This is a genomic window from Peribacillus sp. NPDC101481, assembly GCF_044767165.1.
In the GTDB taxonomy this organism is placed as follows: domain Bacteria; phylum Bacillota; class Bacilli; order Bacillales; family DSM-1321; genus Peribacillus.
The window spans coordinates 1,324,920-1,346,478 of sequence record NZ_JBIWNJ010000001.1; the positions used below are offsets into that span (position 1 = coordinate 1,324,920).

The window sequence follows — 21,559 nt, forward strand, 5'->3', positions numbered from 1 at the left end:
TAGAACCAGTTTACCTTCAATTCTAGTGAAGGTTTCATCTCATATAAGTTTGCATGCACGGTAAAGCATTAAGTGATAATGCTTCAATCTTTTGTATCAATTTGGAGTGAGCCATATTTCTCTTCCTTTGCCGTAAAGTCTATTTGACCAATGTTATTTCTAACTTTTGTAAGAGTTCAAATAAAAGAAGCGGCACAATGGCCGCTTCAATTGAAGAATGTCATATAAATGATTCCAAACAGAAAAAAGATACCGCAACAAACAATTAATACTTTTGCAAGTTTCTCCACAGCTTACTCCCTCTCATGAAGGGCATTAAGAAATTCCGGCGCCGATGACAAAAGATAATGCGATAGATATGATCATCGATAGGAATCCAACTGCCCGATTATCTTTTTGTATTTCTTCATCTATTTTAAATCCAGGAGTCATAAATTCAAAAATGAAATACCCGATTAACAGCAGGACAAATCCGTATACGCCCCAGCCAATCATGGTAAGAAGCGAATTCTGATGGAGAATGGACTGTTGGAATACATAGGCGATCCCAAATATTTTACCACCTGTTGCCAATGCGACAGAAAGGTTTCCCTGTTTGATTTCCTCCCAGTTCTTGTACTTTGTGACAAGTTCAAAAATGGCTAAAAAAACAATCATGCACAAAATAACGACACTGTAACGAGCAGCTATATATACATATTCATTTTCCCACATGTTCTCCATGGTCCAACTCCCGAATGGTAACTAGCCACCCGGCTTGGCTAAATAGCCGGAGTGACCGCTTTCCTTTATTTAAATTCCACCACCGTAACACCTGTTCCGCCTTCACCGGCTTCCCCGAAGCGAATCCTTTTAACAGAGCGGTGATTTTTCAAGTATTCCTGGACTCCGGACCGAAGAGCGCCCGTTCCTTTACCATGAATGATGGAAACACTCGAATAACCGGCCAAAAGAGCATCATCAATGTACTTTTCCACTCTTGAAATTGCATTTTCAAAGCGTTCTCCACGGAGGTCAAGTTCCACGCTAACATGATAATCGCGGCCTTTGATTGTGGTAAGCGGCTTTGTTTCTTTTACTTTTGTGCTCTTGATGAATTCCAGGTCAGACTCCTTCACCTTCATCTTCATGATGCCGATCTGAACCTGCCATTCATTATTTGAGACCTTCTCAATCAAGTGACCTTTTTGACCAAAGCTTACTACCTTAACTTCATCTCCAGGTTTCAAGCTTTTATCCAGCGGCTTAGCAGCTTTATTTGACGTTTTTTTCACTTTAGGCGCTGCTTCTTCAAGCCGCTTTTTGGCATCGATCAGTTCATGCTCTTTAACATCGGCATGCTTTTCCAGTCGCAGTTTACGTAAATCGGCAATGATCGCTTCCGCTTCCTTTTGTGCATTTTCAACGATTGCTGCTGCCTGTTTTGCTGCCTTTTCGACCATCGCATCCCGTTCTTCATAGTACTCATCAATTTGCCTTTGAAGGTCTTTATGAAGAATTTCCGCCTCTTTCAGGTGATTCTTGGCTTCCAGCTCCTCTTCTTCAGCCTTCTTGCGGCTGTCCTCAAGGGATGCTATCATATTTTCAACTTTATTCGTGTCCTCACCAATATGACTGCGGGCGCTGCTTATCACGCTTTCTTCCAAACCAAGACGCTTGGAAATTTCAAAAGCATTACTCCGCCCTGGTACACCGATCAAAAGTTTGTAGGTGGGACTCAAGGTTTCCACATTAAATTCGACGCTTGCATTAATGACGCCTTCCCGATCATATCCATACGCTTTTAATTCCGGGTAATGTGTCGTTGCAATTACACGTGCTCCGCGCTTATACACTTCATCCAAAATGGAAATGGCCAAAGCGGCACCTTCCTGTGGATCTGTTCCCGCTCCAAGCTCATCGAATAAAACAAGGCTGTCATAATCGACATGCTTAAGGATATCGACAATGTTGACCATATGGGAAGAGAATGTACTTAAGCTTTGTTCAATCGACTGTTCATCGCCAATATCGGCATAAACAGAAGAAAACACAGCCGTTTCGGAACCATCCAGCGCAGGGATTTGCAGACCCGACTGGGCCATTAACGTACAGAGGCCTATCGTTTTCAGGGTAACCGTCTTCCCTCCTGTATTCGGACCGGTGATGACGATTGTCGTAAATTCATCACCAAGAAAAATATCATTGGCTACGACAACATCACTCGGAATGAGCGGATGTTTCGCTTTGAATAATTTCACGCGTCCCTCATTATTCAGAATCGGCTTGGATCCTTTTATCGCTTTTGCATATTTTGCCTTGGCAACAAGGAAATCGATTTGTGCAAGCACTTTGACATTATGAAGCAATTCAGGGGTGAACGCACCGACTTTTTCCGATAGTTCAACCAATATCCGTTCTATTTCCTGCGTTTCCTTCACCCGGGTTTCCTGCAGGACATTATTCAGTTGAACAATTGCTTGCGGTTCAATGAACAACGTCTGCCCTGATGATGATTGATCATGAATGATTCCGCCATATACACTGCGGTATTCCTGTTTTACCGGGATGACGAATCGATCATTCCGGATGGTGATGATGGCATCGGATAACATTTTTGATGCATTTGAAGAACGGATCATACTTTCTAGTTTTTCCCTGACGCGGCTTTCGTTCGTCCGAATTTGGTTTCTTAGGGTACGAAGCTTGTCGCTGGCAGAATCCATCACTTCGCCATGTTCGCTTACTGCAAACGTAATTTCCTGTTGCAAATCAATCAACGGATGAAGGGAATCGATATATTCAGCTAATAGCGGAACATCAATTTCCTGCTCTGCGAGTTCTTCGAAAAAACGGCTGAGGATCCTGCCGGCACGAATCGTACTCGCAAGTTCCATCAGTTCCATCGGTGAGAGCATTCCGCCAATCTGTGCCCTTTTTGCATGTGGACGGATATCGAAAATCCCGCCCAATGGCAAGTTACCTTTCAACCGGACGATTTTGGCTGACTCATCTGTTTCTTCCTGCCATCTCGACACTTCTTCAAAATCCGTGGAAGGCATTAATTGCTCTGCCTTCTCTTTTCCTATGGATGAGGATGCGTGTGAGATTAATTGTTCTTTTATTTTATGAAATTCCAATGTCTTTAAAGCTTTTTTATGCATGGAGTTAAAGCTCCTCCTTATTTATGGGCAAATAGTTAATCATTTCTCTTTAAAAACGCCAATAATCCATCCGTATCCCTTGCATTAAGAACCGTTGATTCTTTAATCCAGCCCTTTTTGGCTGACGAGACCCCAACAGGCATATGTTCAAGCATGTCGATGCTGTGGGCATCCGTATTGATTATGATAGGAACTCCCGCTTCTTGCGCCTTGCGCAGATGGGGAGGTGCCAAATCCAATCGGTTCGGATTCGCATTCAATTCCAAGGCGGTATTCGTTTCACGAGCCAGTTCGATCAGCATCTCTATATCCACATCATATCCGGCGCGTCTGCCAATGATCCTTCCCGTTGGATGGGCGATGATATCTACATGAGGATTATTCAGAGCCGTTTTTAAGCGCTCCATGATCGTTTCCCGCGGCTGTGAAAAGCTTGAGTGAATCGATGCGATCACCAAATCCATCTCTGCAAGCAGCTCATCGTCATAATCAAGTGTCCCATCAGGAAGTATATCCATTTCAATCCCTGAAAGAACGGTAAAGTCAGCGTATTTTTCATTAAGTTCATGGATGATTCGTTTTTGTTCTCGTAAACGTTCCGCGGTCAAGCCGTTCGCCACTTTCAGATATTGCGAATGATCGGTGATGGCCATATATCGATACCCTTTTGCACGGCATGCTTCAATCATTTCTTCAATCGTATGAGCCCCATCACTCCATGTGGTATGCATATGCAGATCACCTTTAATGGCCTCTAAAGATATGAGAGGTTCATTAGCATCATAATGCTCGACTTCCGTTCCATCTTCACGTATTTCTGGCGGAATGAAAGGAAGGCCAAAATGGTTATAAAATTGTTCTTCCGTTTCAAACGTCAATACATCACCGGTTTCAGTCACTTCCACCCCATATTCGCTGATTTTCTCTCCGCGATCTTTAGCAAGCTGGCGCATCCGCACATTGTGATCCTTCGAACCTGTAAAATGATGGAGTGTCGTGATGAATTCCTTATCCTTAACGATTCGGAAATCAACAGAAATATCATATTCATAATCAAGCACGACCGATACTTTTGTATCACCGGCCGCAATTACCTGCTTTATCCCTTTTATTGCTAGCAGTTGATTTTTAACCTCTTCGGGATGATCTGTCGAAATGATGAAATCTAGGTCCTTGATCGTTTCCCTCATGCGCCGGATGCTGCCGGCCCTGGAAGAACGGATGATGTATTCCATGTTAGCAAGGGCCGTTTCAATATCAGCCGCAATCGGCCTCATGAAGGCAAGGGGGAGTCGATCGGGCCTTGAACCCGCCTCGGCAATTGCAGACAGGATCTTCTCTTCCGTTTTTTTGCCGAAACCGGCAAGCGCCGCGACCCTGCCTTCTTCACAGGCGATTTTAAGATCATTCACATCTTTGACATGCAGCTCTTTATGAAGCTTGGCAATTTTCTTCCCTCCCAAACCTTGAAGCTGCAAGAGCGGAATCAATCCTTTTGGCACCTGCTCCTGAAGCTCTTCAAGTACAGTCGATTTCCCCTCATTTATATACTCTTCGATGACGGATGCCGTTCCTTTCCCGATTCCATTTAAAGCGGTAAAATCTTCGATCTCCGACAGGCTCCGGTCATCCGTTTCCAAGGCGCCTGCTGCCTTTCGGAAAGCTGAAACCTTGAACGGGTTCTCTCCTTTTAATTCCATATATATTGCAATTTTTTCTAATAATTTAATGATATCTTTTTTATTAATTGTCATTTAATTCACCGCCGGAAAAATTAGTAGGGTCTCCCATGTTCACTTTCTTAAAGATACCTTTCTTGGAGGTAAAGTACAAGCTGTCCGATTCTTAACTTAGGGGGAATTACATGCTGCTACATAAAAAGGGGCCTCCCCCGTTCAAAGTATAGGAATCCAGGACTTTGAACGGGGGAGGCAGGCCCACTTATACTGACATTAAGATTGTTTTAGATCATGAAACCAAAGTTCCTTCACCTGCTCGGATAGGAACGGCGTATGTTTCACGATCGATTCTGCCAGAAACGAGCCCGTTAATGGTTTCTGGATTGAATCCATTGGCAGCATGGCAGCTATATATAATATAATAAACATGATAAGATAGACTTCGAGAAAGCCCAATATCCCTCCACCCCAGCGATTCAGCTGCTTTAATATCGGAAGATGGGTAATGAAGTTGAGCATGGATCCTATCATTTGCCAAAGAATCTTGGCAGCAAAGAAAATGATTGCAAAGGCAATTGCATTGTAATACGCCGTATCAAGCCCGACTGTATCGAAAAACATATTAAGGGTCGAGGAATCTCCCATCGTTGGAAAAGGAATCCACAATTTCAAATTGGGAGCAAGATCTCCGTAAAATACATAGGCGACGATGAAGGCTACTATGAACCCTGTCATATGAACCGTTTGTAAAATGAAGCCACGCTTTAAACCGATTAATAAACCGATTAAAAGAATGGCCAGAATTGCTAAATCAAGCATGTACTCAGTCCTTCTCTCTCTTTAATTCCAGTTGAAGCTGGTCTAATTCATCTTTTAATTTAATATATTCGTGGATGGTATTCACGGCCGTTAGCACCGCTAGCTTACTTGTATCCAAGTATGGATTTTTCATCCTGATCTCTCTCATTTTTTCGTCAACCATCGAAGCGACCAGGCGCATATGACTTGCGCTTTCTGTGCCGACGATTGTATATGGTTGTCCGTATATATCAACTGTTGTTTTATTTCGTTTATCGTCTGACAAAATGATGCCCCCAATCTAAACAATCCTAATTCTATCATATCACGAAGTTTTTCGTCATGAAAGAGAGTACATCGTCATTTCTCGCATAAAAATTTCAATAATTTGTCAAACGAAAACGAATTTTAGGAAGAGGATTACCTAATAAACAAAATGAAGTTAGGAGCTTACCCATTATGTCCCATGTTGTTTTACTTATCAGCCCTGAACAAATAAAGGCTATGAAGTCCCACTATTCTTCATCCTTGGCCGCCAAGCTGCCGCCCGGGAGCATCTTTTCTGCCAAACCGCATTTATGTACGGTGACCGCCTATAAATCTGGAAAGGTGCTTTTTCAGGGTAAAAATGCCGAGCTAGAAGCAGTAAAATGGCAAAATGGCACCACTGCTGCTGCTCCAAAGAAAAAAACGACATCCTCTGCATCAGTCAATGTCCATCGATATTCGCCGCCTGCAAATATCGGAACCATGTCTGTGATTGGATCCGATGAGGTCGGAACAGGAGACTATTTCGGCCCGATCACCGTCGTAGCCGTATATGCAAAAAAGGAACAACTAGCCCTATTAAAGGAGCTTGGTGTCCAGGATTCCAAAAATCTCAAAGATCCACAGATCATCGAAATCGCCAAACAGATTAAGGATGTAGTGCCATTCAGCCTGCTCACATGCGACAACCCGAAATATAATGCGCTCCAGGCAAAGGGAATGTCACAAGGAAAAATGAAGGCACTCCTCCATAACCAAGCAATCAAGAATCTCATGCAAAAAATCCACCCGGAACAAGCGGAAGCGGTCCTTATTGATCAATTCGCCCAACCAGAGGTATTTTTCAATTACCTTAAAGGGCAAGAACTATTTCAAGCCAACGCCACCTATCTATGCACAAAAGCGGAAGGCATACACCTTGGAGTAGCAGCCGCATCCATCCTGGCCCGATATGCATTCGTGAAACGCTTTGACTTGCTGAGTGAAAAGGCCGGATTCAAAATCCCTAAAGGAGCCGGATTTGCAGTCGATGAAGCGGCCGCAAGATTGATTCATGAAAAAGGAATCGATTCATTAAACGAATTCACGAAAACCCACTTCGCCAATACAGAAAAAGCGAAGCGACTATATCAACAGAAATATCATAAATAGAAGAAAGCGGCTGATCTTTTGGAAAAGCCGCCTTTTTCTCGTGAATTTACGCTATTTACTCGTGAATTTGCGTTTTACTCGTGAGTTTCCACTTTTTACTCGTGAATTTGCACCATTTACTCGTGAGTTTGCGCTTTTTACTCTTGAGTTTGCGCTATTTACTCGTGAATTTGCGTTTTACTCGTGAGTTCGCATTATTTACTCGTGAATTCTCGCCTTTTACTCGTGAGTTTGCGCTTTTTACTCGTGAATTTGCGTTTTACTCGTGAGTTTGCGCCATTTATTTGTGAGTTCGCGCCTTTTACTCGTGAATTTACGCTTTTTACTCGTGAGTTTGCGCTATTTACTCGTTAATTTGCGTTTTACTCGTGAGTTTGCATCATTTACTTGTGAGTTCGAGCATTTACTCGTGAATTTGCGCCATTTACTCTTGAGTTTGCGCTATTTACTCGTGAATTTGCGTTTTACTTGTGAGTTCGCGCCATTTACTCGGGAATTTACGCTATTTACTCGTGAGTTTGCACCATTTACTCGTGAGTTTACGCTATTTACTCGTGAATTCACGTCATTTACTCGTTCGTGAATTCACGTCATTTACTCGTGAGTTCGCTCCATTTACTCGTGAATTATCGCAATTTACTCGTGAATTTGCACTATTTACTCGTAAAATCCTAAAAGACAGCTCCCCAAGATTCAGGGAGCTGTCTTTTTGGTTTTATCCTCTTAGCTCTGCGCCAGCTTTTTCTTTAACGGCTTCAAGCACTTTATCATGTGCTTTTGTAATGTCCTCGTCCGTTAGAGTACGTTCCGGGTCGAAGTATTTCAGTGAGTAGGCAATGGATTTCTTGCCTTCCTCCATTCTTTCACCTTCGTATAAGTCGAAGATGCTTACTTCTTTCAGCAATTTGCCACCGGCTTCTTCAATAATTTCCTGAATGTCCCCGGCTTTCGTAGCTTGATCCACAACGAGCGCGATATCGCGTGTGGTTGATGGATAGCGCGGAATGGTTTGGTAAGCAATCGGCGCGACTTCGGCTTCTGCCAATGCTTTTAAGGAAAGTTCGAAAATGTATGTTTCTTTAATATCCAAGTCTTTTTGGACAGTTGGGTGCACTTGGCCGATAAAGCCAATCACTTCACCATTCAATAGTACTTCCGCTGTCCGTCCTGGATGCATGTCGTTGATTTCCGCTTGGCGATAACTGATTTGATCAGCTAATCCAAGTGTGTCGAATAATGCTTCGATCACGCCTTTGGCTACAAAGAAATCCACTGGTTTCTTTTCACCTTGCCATAGATGTGACTCCCATAGGCCTGTGATTGCTCCAGCAATATGTTCTTTTTCTTCAGGCAGCTCTTGTTCGTCACGCTTAAAGAATACCGAACCGATTTCATACAGTGCCAGTGAATCAATTTGGCGGGCATTGTTATATTTCACGACTTCCAGCAATTGAGGCACGATGCTTAAACGCAGCTGGCTCCGTTCTTCACTCATTGGCATTGCTAATCGTATGGATTCTCTTGCTTCCAATGCAAATTGGGACGCTTTTTCCTGGCTTGTCAGTGAATAGGTCACCGCTTGATAAAGGCCTGCGCCTTCAAGTGTACGGCGTGCCTTCCTCCGTTTAATTTGATAGTCAGTCAATTGGCCTGAGGTAGCAGAGCCGATTGGAAGTGTAGCGGGAATGTTATCATATCCATATAAACGTGCAGCCTCTTCGACTAAATCAGCTTCAATCGTAATATCACCACGGCGCGTCGGGACTGTGATTGTGAATGTTTCATTGTCAAGTTCAACGCCGAATTGCAGACGTTTGAAGATTGATTCCACAACTGATACGGTCATGCTTGTGCCAAGAAGTGTGTTGATTTTTTCAAGAGTGATGCTAATGACTGCAGGTTCCATTGTCAATTCGTCAACTTCTGCTGCTCCTTGTAAGACTGTTCCGCCTGCATATTGCGCAATCAATTGTGCAGCACGTTCTCCAGCTTCACGTACACGTGCTGGGTCGACGCCTTTTTCAAAGCGGGCACTGGCTTCACTGCGTAATCCATGGTCCTTTGATGCTTTACGAACTACTGTACCTGCAAAATATGCACTTTCAATAATGATGTTCGTCGTATCATTTTTAACTTCGGAATCAGCTCCGCCCATCACACCAGCTATCGCAACAGGCTCGCTGCCATTTGTGATCACTAAATGGTCAGGTGTCAAAGTGCGTTCAGTTTCATCCAATGTTACGATTTTTTCAGCATCCTTCGCTCTGCGGATGACGATCTCCTTTGAACCAAAGCGGTCATAATCAAAGGCATGGAGCGGTTGGCCGTATTCAAGTAAAATGTAGTTCGTGATATCCACGACATTATTATGAGGTCGGATACCTGCAGACATCAACCTAGTCTGCATCCAAAGCGGTGAAGGGCCGACCTTAACATCCTTGATGATTTTAGCCATGTATATCGGGTTATCTTCTTTCGCTTCCACTTTGACACTGATATAATCAGTTGCTTTTTCAGCTGCCTCTTCTTTCTCGACAACCGGCCATTTCACTTCCCGGCCTAGAATCGCTCCCACTTCGTATGCAACACCAAGCATGCTCAAAGCGTCGGAACGGTTTGGAGTCAGCCCAAGTTCCAGCACTTCATCACTTAAACCAAGTTCCCCCAATGCATCTTTCCCTACTTCCACATCATTCGGGAAGACGAAGATACCTGTAGCATAATCCTTGGAAACGAGCTTGGATTCGAAGCCCAATTCCTGAAGCGAGCAAATCATCCCGTGCGATTCCTCTCCGCGAAGTTTCGCTTTCTTGATTTTGAAGTTACCTGGAAGGACCGCGCCAACAGTAGCGACTGCGACTTTTTGACCTTTATCGACATTCGGTGCTCCACAGATGATCTGAACGGGATTTTCAGCCCCGATATCAACTTGGCATTTATTCAATTTATCCGCATTTGGATGCTGTTCACGTTCTAGGACATGCCCGATGACGACCCCTTTTAGCCCTTCACTTTTCTTTTCTACCCCTTCAACCTCAATGCCGCTTTTCGTGATTTTGTCAGCTAGCTCCGTCGCATTGATGCCTGAAAGGTCAACATAATCTTGTAACCATTTATATGACACAAACATGGTAGGTCCTCCTTTTTAAAATAAAAAATTTATGCTTCGTGATGGTTGAATTGTTTTAAGAATCGGACATCATTCGTATAGAAATGACGGATATCGTCCACGCCGTACTTCAACATGGCAATCCGTTCCACACCGATTCCAAATGCGAAGCCAGAGTATTTCTTGGAATCGAAGCCAGCCATTTCAAGGACGTTCGGATGAACGATTCCACCGCCAAGCACTTCGATCCAGCCTGTTTGTTTACAAACGCTGCAGCCTTTACCGCCGCAGATTTTACAAGAAATATCGACTTCGACGGAAGGCTCGGTAAATGGGAAGAAACTAGGACGAAGACGGATTTCACGGTCTTGCCCGAATACTTTTTTCGCAAATACGTCTAGTGTTCCTTTCAGATCGCTCATGCTGATGTTCTCATCGATGACCAAGCCCTCAATTTGCTGGAATTGATGGGAGTGTGTCGCATCATCGTTATCACGGCGGTATACTTTTCCTGGGCAAATGATTTTAACAGGACCTTGACCTTTATGTTTTTCCATCGTTCTTGCTTGAACAGGTGACGTATGCGTACGCATCAGGATTTCATCCGTGATGTAGAAGGAATCCTGCATATCACGTGCCGGATGGCTTTTTGGCAAGTTAAGTGCCTCGAAGTTGTAATAGTCGCTTTCAACTTCAGGACCTTCCGCGACGGTATAACCCATACCGATGAATAAGTCTTCGATTTCTTCCACGACACGTGTTAATGGATGAAGGTTCCCCTTGTTTACCGGACGTCCTGGAAGTGTGACGTCAATCGTTTCAGTTGCTAGCTTTGCATTGACTGCCGCAGTTTCAAGTGCTTTTTGTTTCTCCTCGATCTTTGTTGCGATCGCTTCCCGTACATCATTGGCAAGTGCCCCGATTTTCGGGCGTTCTTCGGCAGATAATTTACCCATGCCGCGCAATACCTCAGTGATTGGCCCTTTTTTCCCTAAATAAGCAACACGGACTTCATTCAGTTCTTTTAATTCGGAAGCGGCGGCAACTTTTTGCAACGCTTCTTCCTGCAGTTCTAGTAAACGTTCCTGCATCATGTCTTCCTCCTTTATTTTCCTTTTGTAAAAATGAACACAAAAAAACCCCGATCCCTAAAGGGACGAGGTTTATGTATCGCGGTACCACCCTTATTAGTGCACAAAACAAAAAAACTTCTGCACTCACTTCATTAAAAATAACGGCTCTTCACCGGAACATTTTTCAGACATCCTGTCTTCCCAATGCCAACTCGAAAGGTGAATTCACTTAAGCAGTGCCATAAAAATGCTTTCAGTCAAGGCATTTTCTCCCTGGATATGGTTAACTAAAGCTACTAGTCTTTGTCATCGTCGTTTCATTATAAAATTCTGTTTTATTATATTATAATTCTTCGGCCGTTTCAAATCGATTTTCGTAAATGGTACATTAAAATCCCGGCAGCGATACCCACATTCAATGATTCGCTTTTTCCGTAGATGGGAATATAAAGGTTTTTAGTCGTTTTCACCAATAATTCCTTCGATACCCCTTGGCCTTCATTACCGACCAGGAGGGCAAATCGGGAAGACTTTTCCACTTCCTCAAATGGCGATGCGCCTTCTAATGCCGTGCCATAAACCGGTGTGCCGCCTTGCTTCAGCTCATCGATGATTTCGGAAAGGTTCCCTTTAATGACAGGCATATGAAAGAGGCTTCCTTGCGTCGAACGGACCACTTTGGGATTATACAAGTCGGCACACCCTTCGCCAAGTATGACCGCATCGATTCCAGCAGCATCCGCTGTCCTGATCATCGTTCCAATATTACCCGGATCTTGAACGGCATCGATCAACAATAGCTTATCCGGATTGATGGACGCCATGCTCGTTGATTTCTGTTCACAAACCGCGGCAATTCCCTGCGGGGCTTCGGTATCGCATATCGCCTTCATAATATCATTTTTCACATAAATGAGTTCTGTGCCTTCCACCTTAAAATGGGCAGGCATTTCAGTTTCTTCATTTATGATCACTTCCAAGACGATTTCTTCTTTTAAGGCTTCTTCAACTAAGTGAAAACCCTCGATTAAATATTTACCTGTTTTTTCGCGTTCTTTTTTTGTCAAAAGTTTTTTCCAATGCTTAACTTGCGGGTTTTTTACGGATTCGATATATTTCAAGGGTAAACGCTCCTTTAACTTCACACTGATTTTCCTATTATAACGCAATTCGCATACATATTGCATGCGAGTTTGTGAAATGCTATTAATGTCAGTCATTATGTGTTAGAGGAGGAATAATTATGAATTTAAACTTACGTAATGCGATCATCCAAAATGTATCTGGAAATTCGCAAGAGCAGCTGGAAGACACGATTGTCGATGCCATACAAAATGGCGAGGAAAAAATGCTTCCTGGATTGGGAGTATTATTCGAGGTCATCTGGCAAAATTCATCCGAGCAGGAAAAACAGGAAATGATCACTGCCCTCGAAGCAGGATTAAAAAAATAACAGCCTTAGCAGGCTGTTATTTTTTTGATTTCGCTTCGCCAGCCTTAAGTTTTTCGATGGAGACTTCTTCATCAAGCAGCAAGATGAGTTTTTTTGAGCTCACTTCTTCAAGCATCGCTTTTGTCTCAGCAAAAGAGTAGCCATATTTCGTGAAAAAGCTGCGTAAATCTCCAGATCCTTCATCTGTGAAGTAATGGAAAATTTTCAAGAAAAGAGTGTCCTCCTTATCCTGATTGGCAATGATCAGTATATCCGTATGTTCATTTCCAAGCTGCACGTGATTTTTTATATCAGCTGCCACTGTCATTTGGGTGCCAGATATGCCTTTAGCTTTTAAGTCTTGAATTGCAGCAAGTATTTCCGGATTAGAGTCAAAAACACCATATACGTTTTTTTCCATGTTTCTCCCTCTCCTTGTTACTCTACTAAAAATAAAATTCCTTAGTCATTATACCTTGCGGCTTTAACTTTAAACAAGCAAATAGTATAGCGGAAATTCGCAACTAATTAACGGGAAAACCCTTTGCCTAAAGGATTTTTAAAAAACAGCCTGTAGACAAACTAGATGAAGAATCGAGTTTGCCTGCAATTTCTTTATGGCTTGTACAACTTGGACGTTGATTTCCATTCCAGGCACCCGCTCGCTCCAATCAACTATATCAAATCGGAGGATATAAGATGTTGCTTTGGGTCAGATTTTTCGGGAACATAAGATAAAGATATATTTTCCGAAACCCTCTTTATCCACAAACTGAAGAACAGCCTTGTGCAGGCTGTTCTTTTTGCGTATTACAGATTGTCGGTATTGATTCGATTTTTGATGTATTCTTCTTGCAAGCCTTCCTCTTGCTGTCCGCTCGCATTCGGGCTCAGAGTCTGATCCAGTGATCCTTGGGCATGGAGGGCTTTGTCAGTATCGGCAGAAAACGGGTCTGCATGAGGGTCGCTTGCCAGTGTTCCTTCATGATTACCTGGTTTTTGCTTCTTGAATTTTTCCGTGGAGTTCCCCCAGATTTCCCTTTCTTGAGCTCGCTTCGTACCCAGTTCTTCATTTTCAAAGATGTTAGCCGAATTCCCGTGAAGCTCTTCCCTTCTTCCTGGCTGTGCTTCCACTTCTCCTGATTGATAGGCATTCGCTGTTGTTTCAGGAAAAAGGTTAGGGTCCGGATTGTTCACCACTCCTGTTTTAAGCGGATTCTCTGCAGGTTCGTCCGTATCCTCGATGCGGTCGGAAGTTATGTTCTCTCGTGCTGATACGGTTTTCGATTCATCTAAAAGAATCAGGAATTTTCCAGCCTCCACTTCATTTATATAAGCAGTGGCTTCACTATCGGCAAGCCCTAACTCACCTAGTCGGTTCCTTATATCTTCAGAACCCTCGTTCAGGAAAAAATGTTGCATCTTATCAATGAAGGAATCCTCATTTAAGTTAGTAACGACTTCGACATCCGGATCACGCTTTTCTTTGACGAAATCCAAATCTTCTTTCCTATCAGCCATTACCGTTATTTCTCCTTCATGGACCCCCTTTCCCTTGAGGGATTGTATAGCCTGGATTAGTTCTCTTTCCGTATTAAAAACACCATATAATGTTTTTCCCATGCTTCTTCCTCCTCCTATTATTCCGATATTTCTTCTTATGTGTATTTATACCCTGATGGGTGCTAATTAAACAAAAAGGTTTGCCTTCCCTAAGCTAGAACCTTTAATAAGTCTCTAAAATCAAAAAGAAGCCTGCAGTATTAAAACTGCAGGCTTTTTCCTCCAAGCTTAGAAGCGGTCGGTTCTATGTTCAGTTGCCTTTTTCTCATTCACGATCGAATCATCTGTACTATCAAGCTGAATATCTTCCTTTTTAAGAGTATCCTGAACTTGTTCCGTTTCTTGTACAGCATGTTTCTTGATGACAATTTCATCAGTGACGACCGGTTTTTTCGAAACTTCCAATTTTTCTTCAACAACAGGGATCCTGATTGTTTCCCCATCTTCAATGCTCCCGGTTTCCAGATTCGCTTCACGTCCTGAAACTGATCTATGCTCGACTGTCACTTCTTCGTGTTCAACAGGGACATTTATCGTTTTATGCTGTTCATTGACTTCTTTGTTAATGACGACTTCACCTGTCTGAACTTTTTCTTTATCGATGTTCAGCTGTTCTTCGCGTAGTGTAAGCGTCCTTTCATCCTCTGGCAATTCACGGCCGTGTCCGTTGACTCCATATACATCTTCTTTATTTAATGCATCGGTTTTTTCAGTGCCGTTAAATAGTTGGTTGGTGGAGTTTGTATCAAGCCTTGTACCGGCAGTGTCCATTGTTCCGGTCGTGAATTTATCTTTTGCCGTTCCAAGATGGCCTTCACCTTCTTCAACCAGAACCAGGACTTTTCCGTTCTCTACATCAAAGACATGTTCAGCCGCTTCATTATTCGAAAGGCCTGCATTCGCCAATCTTGTTGAAAGATCTGCCGTATCTTCCGGCATGAAGAAACGTGCCACCTTGTCCATAAACGATTCGTCGTTAGGAACATTGGTCATTGTATGAACATCCGTTTCGCGTTTGTGGTTCGTGAAATCCAATGTTTCTTCCTTGTCCGCGACGACAGTAATATCGTCCCCTTCAAAACCCTTTGCCTTAAGTGCATTAATTGCTTGGATCACTTCTGCGTTTGATTCATAAACTCCATATACTGTTTTATTCATTTTACATTCCTCCTTAGGTTTTGTTGTTTCGTTTAGTGGATGCTATATATAAACACTACCCGCCATGGTCCTAAGTAAACGAGGAATCAATATTTCTTTTTTGTTATAACATTTACAATTCGTTCTCAGCAAAGAACGCATTTTTTCTAAAACCCAGACTTTGCAAGGGATTCCTCATTTATAAAAATGTAATGTTTAACCAAATAATTACATTTGTTTTCTATTTACATTCTTTTTTCTTCTATTATAAAGCCACAGCCTTTATTAGCAGGTCTGCAATATGCACTGCTTTCGTACAATCCCCCAAGTTTTCCCTCTCGATCCCCAATTGCATTTGTAACAAACAGCCAGGGTTTGCCGTTACAACAATATCGGCGTGTGTCGATTTCGTGTTCTCCATTTTAGAGTCAAGAATATTCATGGACATCTCTGATTCAACAATATTATAAATCCCTGCGGAGCCGCAGCACCGATCCGCATCCTTCATTTCCCTGAAGTCGATTCCTTCTATCGATTGAAGGAGAACTCGCGGAGCCAATGAGGTGTTCATCACATTCCGTAAGTGACAGGAATCCTGAAAAGTTACCGATTGAGCCGGCAATTTCAAGCGAACCTTTTCCTGGAAACGCAAATCAACAAGTATCTCGCTGATATCTTTCAACTTATTTTTAAATGCGATTGCACGGTCGTGCCATTCTGGTTCAGCTTGGAGCAGATGGTCATAATCTATGAGAAAAGCTCCACAGCCGCCGGCATTCGTAATAATATAATCAACTTCCTCTGCTTCAAAAGCTTCTATATTACGCTTGGCCAGTTGCTTAGCACCTTCTTTTTCGCCACTATGCCCGTGCAGCGCCCCGCAACATGCCTGGGATTTCGGAATCACGATATCACATCCGGCCAGTTGAAGAAGCTTTAATGTGGCCTTGTTCGTTTCCAAAAACATCGTATCCATCAAGCAGCCGGAAAAGAAAGCCACCTTTTTGAGCGGCGTTCCGGTTGCAGGCAGCTTGGTCGGCCTATTTTTCATTTCTGATTTTTTCGGGACTTTCGGCAGCACTTTTTCCATGGTTGCCAAATTTTCCGGAAGCAGGCTGAGGACTCCCGTTTTACGGGCAATGTATTGCAGTCCTGATTTCTGATAGAAGCCAAGCAAACTCGTCATGGCCTGCATTCGCTCCTGGTGTGGGAATAACCCACTAAAGACGGCCTTGCGAATCGTTTTTACAGGGTAACTGTGTTTTTTATTCTGATGGATGATATCCCTTGCTTCTTCAAGAAGATGTCCATATTTGACACCTGAAGGACACACAGGCTCACAAGCCCTGCAGCCGAGGCAAAGACTCAACGAACGTTCTACATCCTCATCAGGCTCAATCACACCATCCGCCACCGCTTTCATAAGTGCGATCCGGCCCCTTGGTGAATGGGATTCCTTTAGCCCCGATTCTATGTATGTCGGGCAATGGGGTAAGCAAAAGCCGCAGCGCATACAATTCAACAATTCATCTTCATTCATTTTTTCCGCGAATTGAATGGCAATAGTTTTCCTTTCCTGAACTGTCGTCATGAAGTAACCACCACTCTTTTCCTGGTTTCCTTGGCAAATACTTTGCCGGGATTCATGATGTTATTGGGATCGAAAGCTTGTTTAATCGCCCTCATTGCGTCAATCCCTTCTTTCTTCAGCTTCCATTCAAGATACGGGGCCTTCATCGCTCCTACACCATGTTCACCGGTAATCGTCCCGCCAAGGTCGATAGCCGCGGCAAAAATGTCGGCAAAAGCGAGCTCCACCCTCTCCATTTCCTCATGATCACGAGCGTCGGTAATGCACGTTGGATGCAGGTTCCCATCCCCAGCATGACCAAAAGTGCAAATATCCACGTCATGCTTGTCTGCGATTTCATTAATTGCTTTAACCATTTTGGCAATTTCCGAGCGGGGAACGGTGGCATCTTCCAAAATGGTTGTCGGCTTTAGGCGTGCCAGTGCGGAAAGGGCTGTCCGTCTTGCTGTTTTCAAGGCGACAGCGTCAGATTCCGTTTCGGCAATTTCCACTGAAACCGCCTTCTCCTCTAGACAGATATCGGCCATCCTTTTCATATCACGTTCCACCACTTCAGGCGGCCCATCCTGTTCAATCAGCAGGACCGCTTCCACATTGGTGGGCAAACCGATTTTCGCGAAGTCTTCAACAACTATCAAAGTCGGCCGATCCAGAAATTCCAATGTAACAGGAATGATTTTATTTGAAATGATCTTTGCCACTGACTGGGCTGCAGCATCCAGATCTTGATATAAGGCAAGCATCGTCTTTGTCGTTTCCGGCATGGGGATCAGCTTTAGGATCGCTTCCGTAACGATTCCCAAGGTCCCTTCCGATCCGACAAATAGTTTCGTTAAATCATATCCGGCTACGTCTTTGGCAAGCTTGCCCCCTGTTCGAATGATGTCCCCGTTCGGAAGGACGACTTCAAGCCCGATGACATAATCACGGGTGACTCCGTACTTTAATCCTCGCAGTCCGCCAGAGTTCTCATTAATGTTGCCGCCAATCGTGGAGATTTTCATCGAACTCGGATCCGGCGGATAAAACAATCCCTTCTCTTCAACTGCTGAAATCAAGTCCAATGTGATGAGCCCAGGCTGTACGGTAGCCGTTAAGTTCTCCTCATCTATTTCAAGTAATGAATTCATTCGATTGAATAAAAGGACAAGCCCACCCTCTGTCGGGCAGGTGCCCCCGCTCAAATTCGTCCCAGACCCGCGTGGAACGATCGGAACATTATATTCGTTACAAACTTTGACGATGGCTGCGACTTCAGCTGTGCTGCCCGGTTTAATGACAGCATCCGGCATCGCTTGAAAGCCTGGCGTTGCATCATATGAATAGACTAGACATTCCACTTTCGAGTCATCGTAATTCTCCTGACCGACGATGGTAAGAAGTAGCTGCTTAACCTGTTTTGTTAACATGTACATCCTCCTCATAAACATAGGAAATTTCGAGATTTTTTATATGTTGTAAGTATAAGAAAAAAACACTTGGCCTTCTATGTATGAATATATAGAATTTAGTGCTTTCCAGAGAATTATTTTGTATGTTTATCCAATACTCTTACCGCTAGATACATAGTGACTAAATCGGCTAGCTTCCTAGGGTTCAGTCGGGTCAAATCTTCTATGCGCTTAAGCCTGTAATGAAGGGTATTGATATGGATGTGCAGGGCTGCGGCTGTTTCCTTCAAAGATAGATCACATGCAAAATACATGGAGAGGGTTTTAAGCAGCTCCTCATTAGGAAGCAGCTCCTGAATTGTCCTGGATAAATATTCCTGTTTTGTTTCAGCGGTAACTTCATCAAACAGGACCTCAAGCTTCAAGTCCTCGTCAAATATGATCCCTGATGAAGGACACGCGATTTTCAAGGAACGTTCCGCTTTAAAAAACGCCGACCTGAAAGCGGATCCTGATGCACGCGAACTTACTCCTGCACACACTTTATAACCCGAACTCTCCTCTAGCTTTTTTTGCAGTTTACTTAGTTTCTTATATTGCTGGTTTTTTGAACCGATGAAATCGGCTATTGAAAGAATGACGAATTGGTTCCTCCCCCAACGGACTGCGATGTCATTGGGATGCTGCTGGCTTATGTAAATCTGAAGCGTTCTCCATACATGAGGTTCAATGATTTCCTCAGTCTTGAATTCCCCAAGAGTGATGATTCGGTCTGCATGAACATCGACCCCAAGCAACTTGGCCTTCTGAAGGAAATGTTCATTGAACGTCTGCAGCTGATGCCATTCAAATACAAAGAATTCCATCAGACGTGATTGGGATTCTGCTTGTTCGATATGATAGCTTTCCTGAATGAACATCTCCGTCATCTTTTTTAATAGTTCCGCATAAGGGGAAACATGTTTGGGGTCACCTGTAATTCCAATGACACAGACGGCTTCCTGGTTGAAGAAAATAGGTAGGTTTATACCTGCCTTCACTCCTTTCCAACTACGTTCATCCTGTTTGTTGATGATCAATTTCTCACGATTGTTGAAAGCGTGAATGGCTCCTTCATGATAAGATCCAATACGGCTGCTGTCGGTGCTGGCGATAATTGTGCCAGCATTATCAATAATGATGATTTCCTCTTCAATCAGTTTCCGAACCTCATGAACCAATTTCCCTGCCACAGCTGCCAATTGCATTATATGTCCTCCTTTTTTGTATGGGCTTGAAAAATATTTCGAGGCTCCCCTATGAAAAGGGAGCCTCATTCTACTTATGGAATCATCCAGGAAAGGACGCCATTTTGCAAGAAGGTAATCACACAAACAAGCAGCAATAAGAAAAGACTATGTTTGAGCGTGAATCTCAATAATTCCGATTCCCTGCCCGCCAAGCCAACGGCAGCACATGCAATCGCTATCGATTGTGGTGAGATCATCTTTCCGGTGACCCCTCCGGAAGAGTTCGCCGCCAGTGCCAGCACCGGTTCCATTCCAACTTTAAGAGCGGTCACTTTCTGCAGACTGCCAAATAAGAGGTTGGCTGATGTATCCGATCCGGTAATGAACACCCCTAGCCAGCCGAGAACCGGTGCGAAGAACGGAAATAAATCACCCGATTTTGCAAGGGTCATCCCTAATGTTGTCGACATTCCTGAAGAATTCGTCACGTAGGCAAAGGCCACCACGGTAGAAATCATCAAGATGGGCTTTGCCAACTCTTTCATCGCTTCAACAAAGGTGCTATAAAAGTCTTTTGCAGACATGTGTGCGATGAACTTCGTTACGATTGCAGCCAGTAAAATGGCAGTCCCGGCTGCCCCGAGCAGTTCTATTTTATAGAAAGCCGCAATCGGCAATCCATTGCTTCCGATTATCTCATTATGCAGACCTGGGACTTCGATTTGGAAGGTTAATAGCTTCCCGATTTCATTGATTGCGCCAAGCAGCACATTGTTGCCTTCATAATGTCCGGAGAGAGCCGGCTTTATTGGGTTCATCCCCCATATTGTTATGAAAAGCGTTAACAGAAGGAATGGTGACCAAGCATGGAATATCTGCCATTTCGTGTATTTTGTCTCCGCTTCGGCTGTATATAAAGGTTCGACAGTGGCTGCCGTTTCCTCGGAGGCAAAGCGAAAGATCGTTTTAGGTTTCCAGAATTTAAGGAAGATTGCCAATGCAAATAGTGACACTAACGCGGAAAGGATGTCCGGTAGTTCGGGCCCAAGAAAATTTGAACTTAAGTACTGTGTGATGGCAAAGGAAAATCCGGAAACCAAAATTGCCGGCAGGACTTCAAGCGACCTTTTCCACCCAGTCATTATTAAAATGAGATAAAGCGGAATGAAAGCCGAAAGGAATGGCAATTGGCGGCCGACCATTTTTGAGATCTCCATGGCGGCTATGCCAGTAGGGCCTTCCATGGCGATAATCGGTATTCCAACTGCCCCGAATGCTACCGGAGCGGTATTCGCGATCAAACAAATTCCGGCTGCATATAGCGGGTTAAATCCGAGACCGACCAAAAGCGCAGCCGAAATGGCGACAGGTGCTCCAAATCCCGCGGCACCTTCTAAAAATGCCCCGAAAGAAAATGCCACCAATAATGCCTGGAGACGGCGGTCTTCCGTAAGCGAAAGCACTGAAGAACGAATGATATTGAATTGTCCGCTTTTAACAGTCATTTTGTACAAAAATACGGAAGTGATGATTATCCATCCGATTGGGAGCAGCCCATATACGGCTCCCTGTGAAGCAGACATCACTGCTTTTCCTGCAGGCATTCCATATATCAATACAGCCACTGCAAGAGCTACAAGCAAAGTGGTTATACCTGCAATGTAGCCTTTCATACGTTTGATGGTAAGTGCCCAGAAAAAGTAAAGAATTGGAATGAGTGCGGCAAGAGATGATAAAACTAAATTATCGGTGATCGGCGTAAAGTTTTGTGTCCATGTCATTCATTTCGACTCCATTTTCTATAGATTTTTTAAAAAATTCAGAAATCAATTGCTAATTGAAACCCCTTACATATCGAAATATTCAAAGTCATCAGATGACTTGATGAGTACTCATTAAAATTAAATGATTGAAAATATAAAATCAAGATTTTTTTTATTTTTTGTTGATTTTTCACCCTTCTGGAAGTGTCATATAGCATTTGTGTTATATAAT

17 protein-coding genes and 1 other annotated feature are annotated in these 21,559 nt (G+C 43.5%); of the genes, 2 read left to right on the top strand and 15 right to left on the bottom strand.

The annotated features are described in order from the left end of the window. Positions 1-315 precede the first annotated feature (315 nt). The 5 genes from ACIROD_RS06375 to zapA all read right to left on the bottom strand — a co-directional run bounded on the left by ACIROD_RS06375 (position 316) and on the right by zapA (position 5,906). Positions 316-723 carry a DUF350 domain-containing protein gene (locus tag ACIROD_RS06375; RefSeq protein ID WP_034309012.1) on the bottom strand — a complete coding sequence of 136 codons (408 nt, stop codon included), beginning with the start codon at positions 721-723 and terminating at the stop codon, positions 316-318. A gap of 65 nt (positions 724-788) precedes the next feature. After that, positions 789-3,143, bottom strand: a complete 2,355-nt coding sequence (locus ACIROD_RS06380) for an endonuclease MutS2 (protein ID WP_402938827.1) — start codon at positions 3,141-3,143, stop codon at positions 789-791. A gap of 35 nt (positions 3,144-3,178) precedes the next feature. After that, a complete protein-coding gene (gene polX / locus ACIROD_RS06385) occupies positions 3,179-4,897 on the bottom strand; it encodes a DNA polymerase/3'-5' exonuclease PolX (RefSeq protein ID WP_402938830.1) in 1,719 nt (572 codons plus the stop codon). A gap of 198 nt (positions 4,898-5,095) precedes the next feature. Further along, on the bottom strand, positions 5,096-5,641 hold the full coding sequence (locus ACIROD_RS06390; protein WP_101222851.1) for a CvpA family protein: 546 nt from the start codon (positions 5,639-5,641) through the stop codon (positions 5,096-5,098). A 4-nt stretch (positions 5,642-5,645) separates the two neighbouring features. Further along, positions 5,646-5,906 carry a cell division protein ZapA gene (zapA, locus tag ACIROD_RS06395; protein WP_048678967.1) on the bottom strand — a complete coding sequence of 87 codons (261 nt, stop codon included), beginning with the start codon at positions 5,904-5,906 and terminating at the stop codon, positions 5,646-5,648. Positions 5,907-6,079: 173 nt separating this feature from the next. Between zapA and rnhC the strand changes: the two genes are divergently transcribed. After that, on the top strand, positions 6,080-7,039 hold the full coding sequence (gene rnhC, locus ACIROD_RS06400) for a ribonuclease HIII (RefSeq protein ID WP_402938833.1): 960 nt from the start codon (positions 6,080-6,082) through the stop codon (positions 7,037-7,039). 715 nt (positions 7,040-7,754) lie between these two features. Here rnhC and pheT read toward each other — a convergent pair. From pheT to ACIROD_RS06415, 3 genes are all read right to left on the bottom strand, one after another. After that, positions 7,755-10,169 (bottom strand): phenylalanine--tRNA ligase subunit beta, encoded by a 2,415-nt coding sequence (pheT, locus tag ACIROD_RS06405; RefSeq protein WP_402938835.1) that lies wholly within the window; start codon positions 10,167-10,169, stop codon positions 7,755-7,757. 29 nt (positions 10,170-10,198) lie between these two features. Beyond that, positions 10,199-11,239, bottom strand: coding sequence for a phenylalanine--tRNA ligase subunit alpha (gene pheS, locus ACIROD_RS06410; protein ID WP_098370018.1), 1,041 nt, complete (start codon positions 11,237-11,239; stop codon positions 10,199-10,201). A 58-nt stretch (positions 11,240-11,297) separates the two neighbouring features. After that, positions 11,298-11,540: a binding site (T-box leader), on the bottom strand. 43 nt (positions 11,541-11,583) lie between these two features. Next, complete coding sequence (locus ACIROD_RS06415; protein WP_402938839.1) at positions 11,584-12,342, bottom strand: TrmH family RNA methyltransferase; 759 nt, start codon at positions 12,340-12,342, stop codon at positions 11,584-11,586. Positions 12,343-12,464: 122 nt separating this feature from the next. On the opposite strand from ACIROD_RS06415, the gene sspI reads away from it, so the two are divergent. Continuing rightward, positions 12,465-12,674, top strand: coding sequence for a small acid-soluble spore protein SspI (gene sspI, locus ACIROD_RS06420; protein WP_057911488.1), 210 nt, complete (start codon positions 12,465-12,467; stop codon positions 12,672-12,674). Between the two features lie 16 nt (positions 12,675-12,690). On the opposite strand, the gene ACIROD_RS06425 is transcribed toward sspI, so the two are convergent. The 7 genes from ACIROD_RS06425 to ACIROD_RS06455 form a co-directional block, all read right to left on the bottom strand. Continuing rightward, a complete protein-coding gene (locus ACIROD_RS06425) occupies positions 12,691-13,074 on the bottom strand; it encodes a general stress protein (RefSeq protein WP_101222856.1) in 384 nt (127 codons plus the stop codon). 389 nt (positions 13,075-13,463) lie between these two features. Next, on the bottom strand, positions 13,464-14,276 hold the full coding sequence (locus ACIROD_RS06430) for a general stress protein (RefSeq protein ID WP_402938843.1): 813 nt from the start codon (positions 14,274-14,276) through the stop codon (positions 13,464-13,466). Between the two features lie 168 nt (positions 14,277-14,444). Continuing rightward, positions 14,445-15,374, bottom strand: coding sequence for a YsnF/AvaK domain-containing protein (locus tag ACIROD_RS06435; protein WP_402938846.1), 930 nt, complete (start codon positions 15,372-15,374; stop codon positions 14,445-14,447). 244 nt (positions 15,375-15,618) lie between these two features. Beyond that, the gene (locus tag ACIROD_RS06440; RefSeq protein ID WP_402938849.1) at positions 15,619-16,944 is read right to left on the bottom strand and encodes a (Fe-S)-binding protein; all 1,326 of its coding nucleotides are present in this window, start codon (positions 16,942-16,944) and stop codon (positions 15,619-15,621) included. Next, positions 16,941-18,353: a glycolate oxidase subunit GlcD gene (gene glcD / locus ACIROD_RS06445; RefSeq protein WP_230176766.1), complete on the bottom strand. Its 1,413-nt coding sequence runs from the start codon at positions 18,351-18,353 to the stop codon at positions 16,941-16,943. Before glcD ends, ACIROD_RS06440 begins: the two co-directional genes overlap by 4 nt. A gap of 116 nt (positions 18,354-18,469) precedes the next feature. After that, positions 18,470-19,582: a PucR family transcriptional regulator gene (locus ACIROD_RS06450; protein ID WP_402938853.1), complete on the bottom strand. Its 1,113-nt coding sequence runs from the start codon at positions 19,580-19,582 to the stop codon at positions 18,470-18,472. Positions 19,583-19,656: 74 nt separating this feature from the next. Beyond that, positions 19,657-21,345: an L-lactate permease gene (locus tag ACIROD_RS06455; protein WP_402938856.1), complete on the bottom strand. Its 1,689-nt coding sequence runs from the start codon at positions 21,343-21,345 to the stop codon at positions 19,657-19,659. Positions 21,346-21,559: the final 214 nt, after the last annotated feature.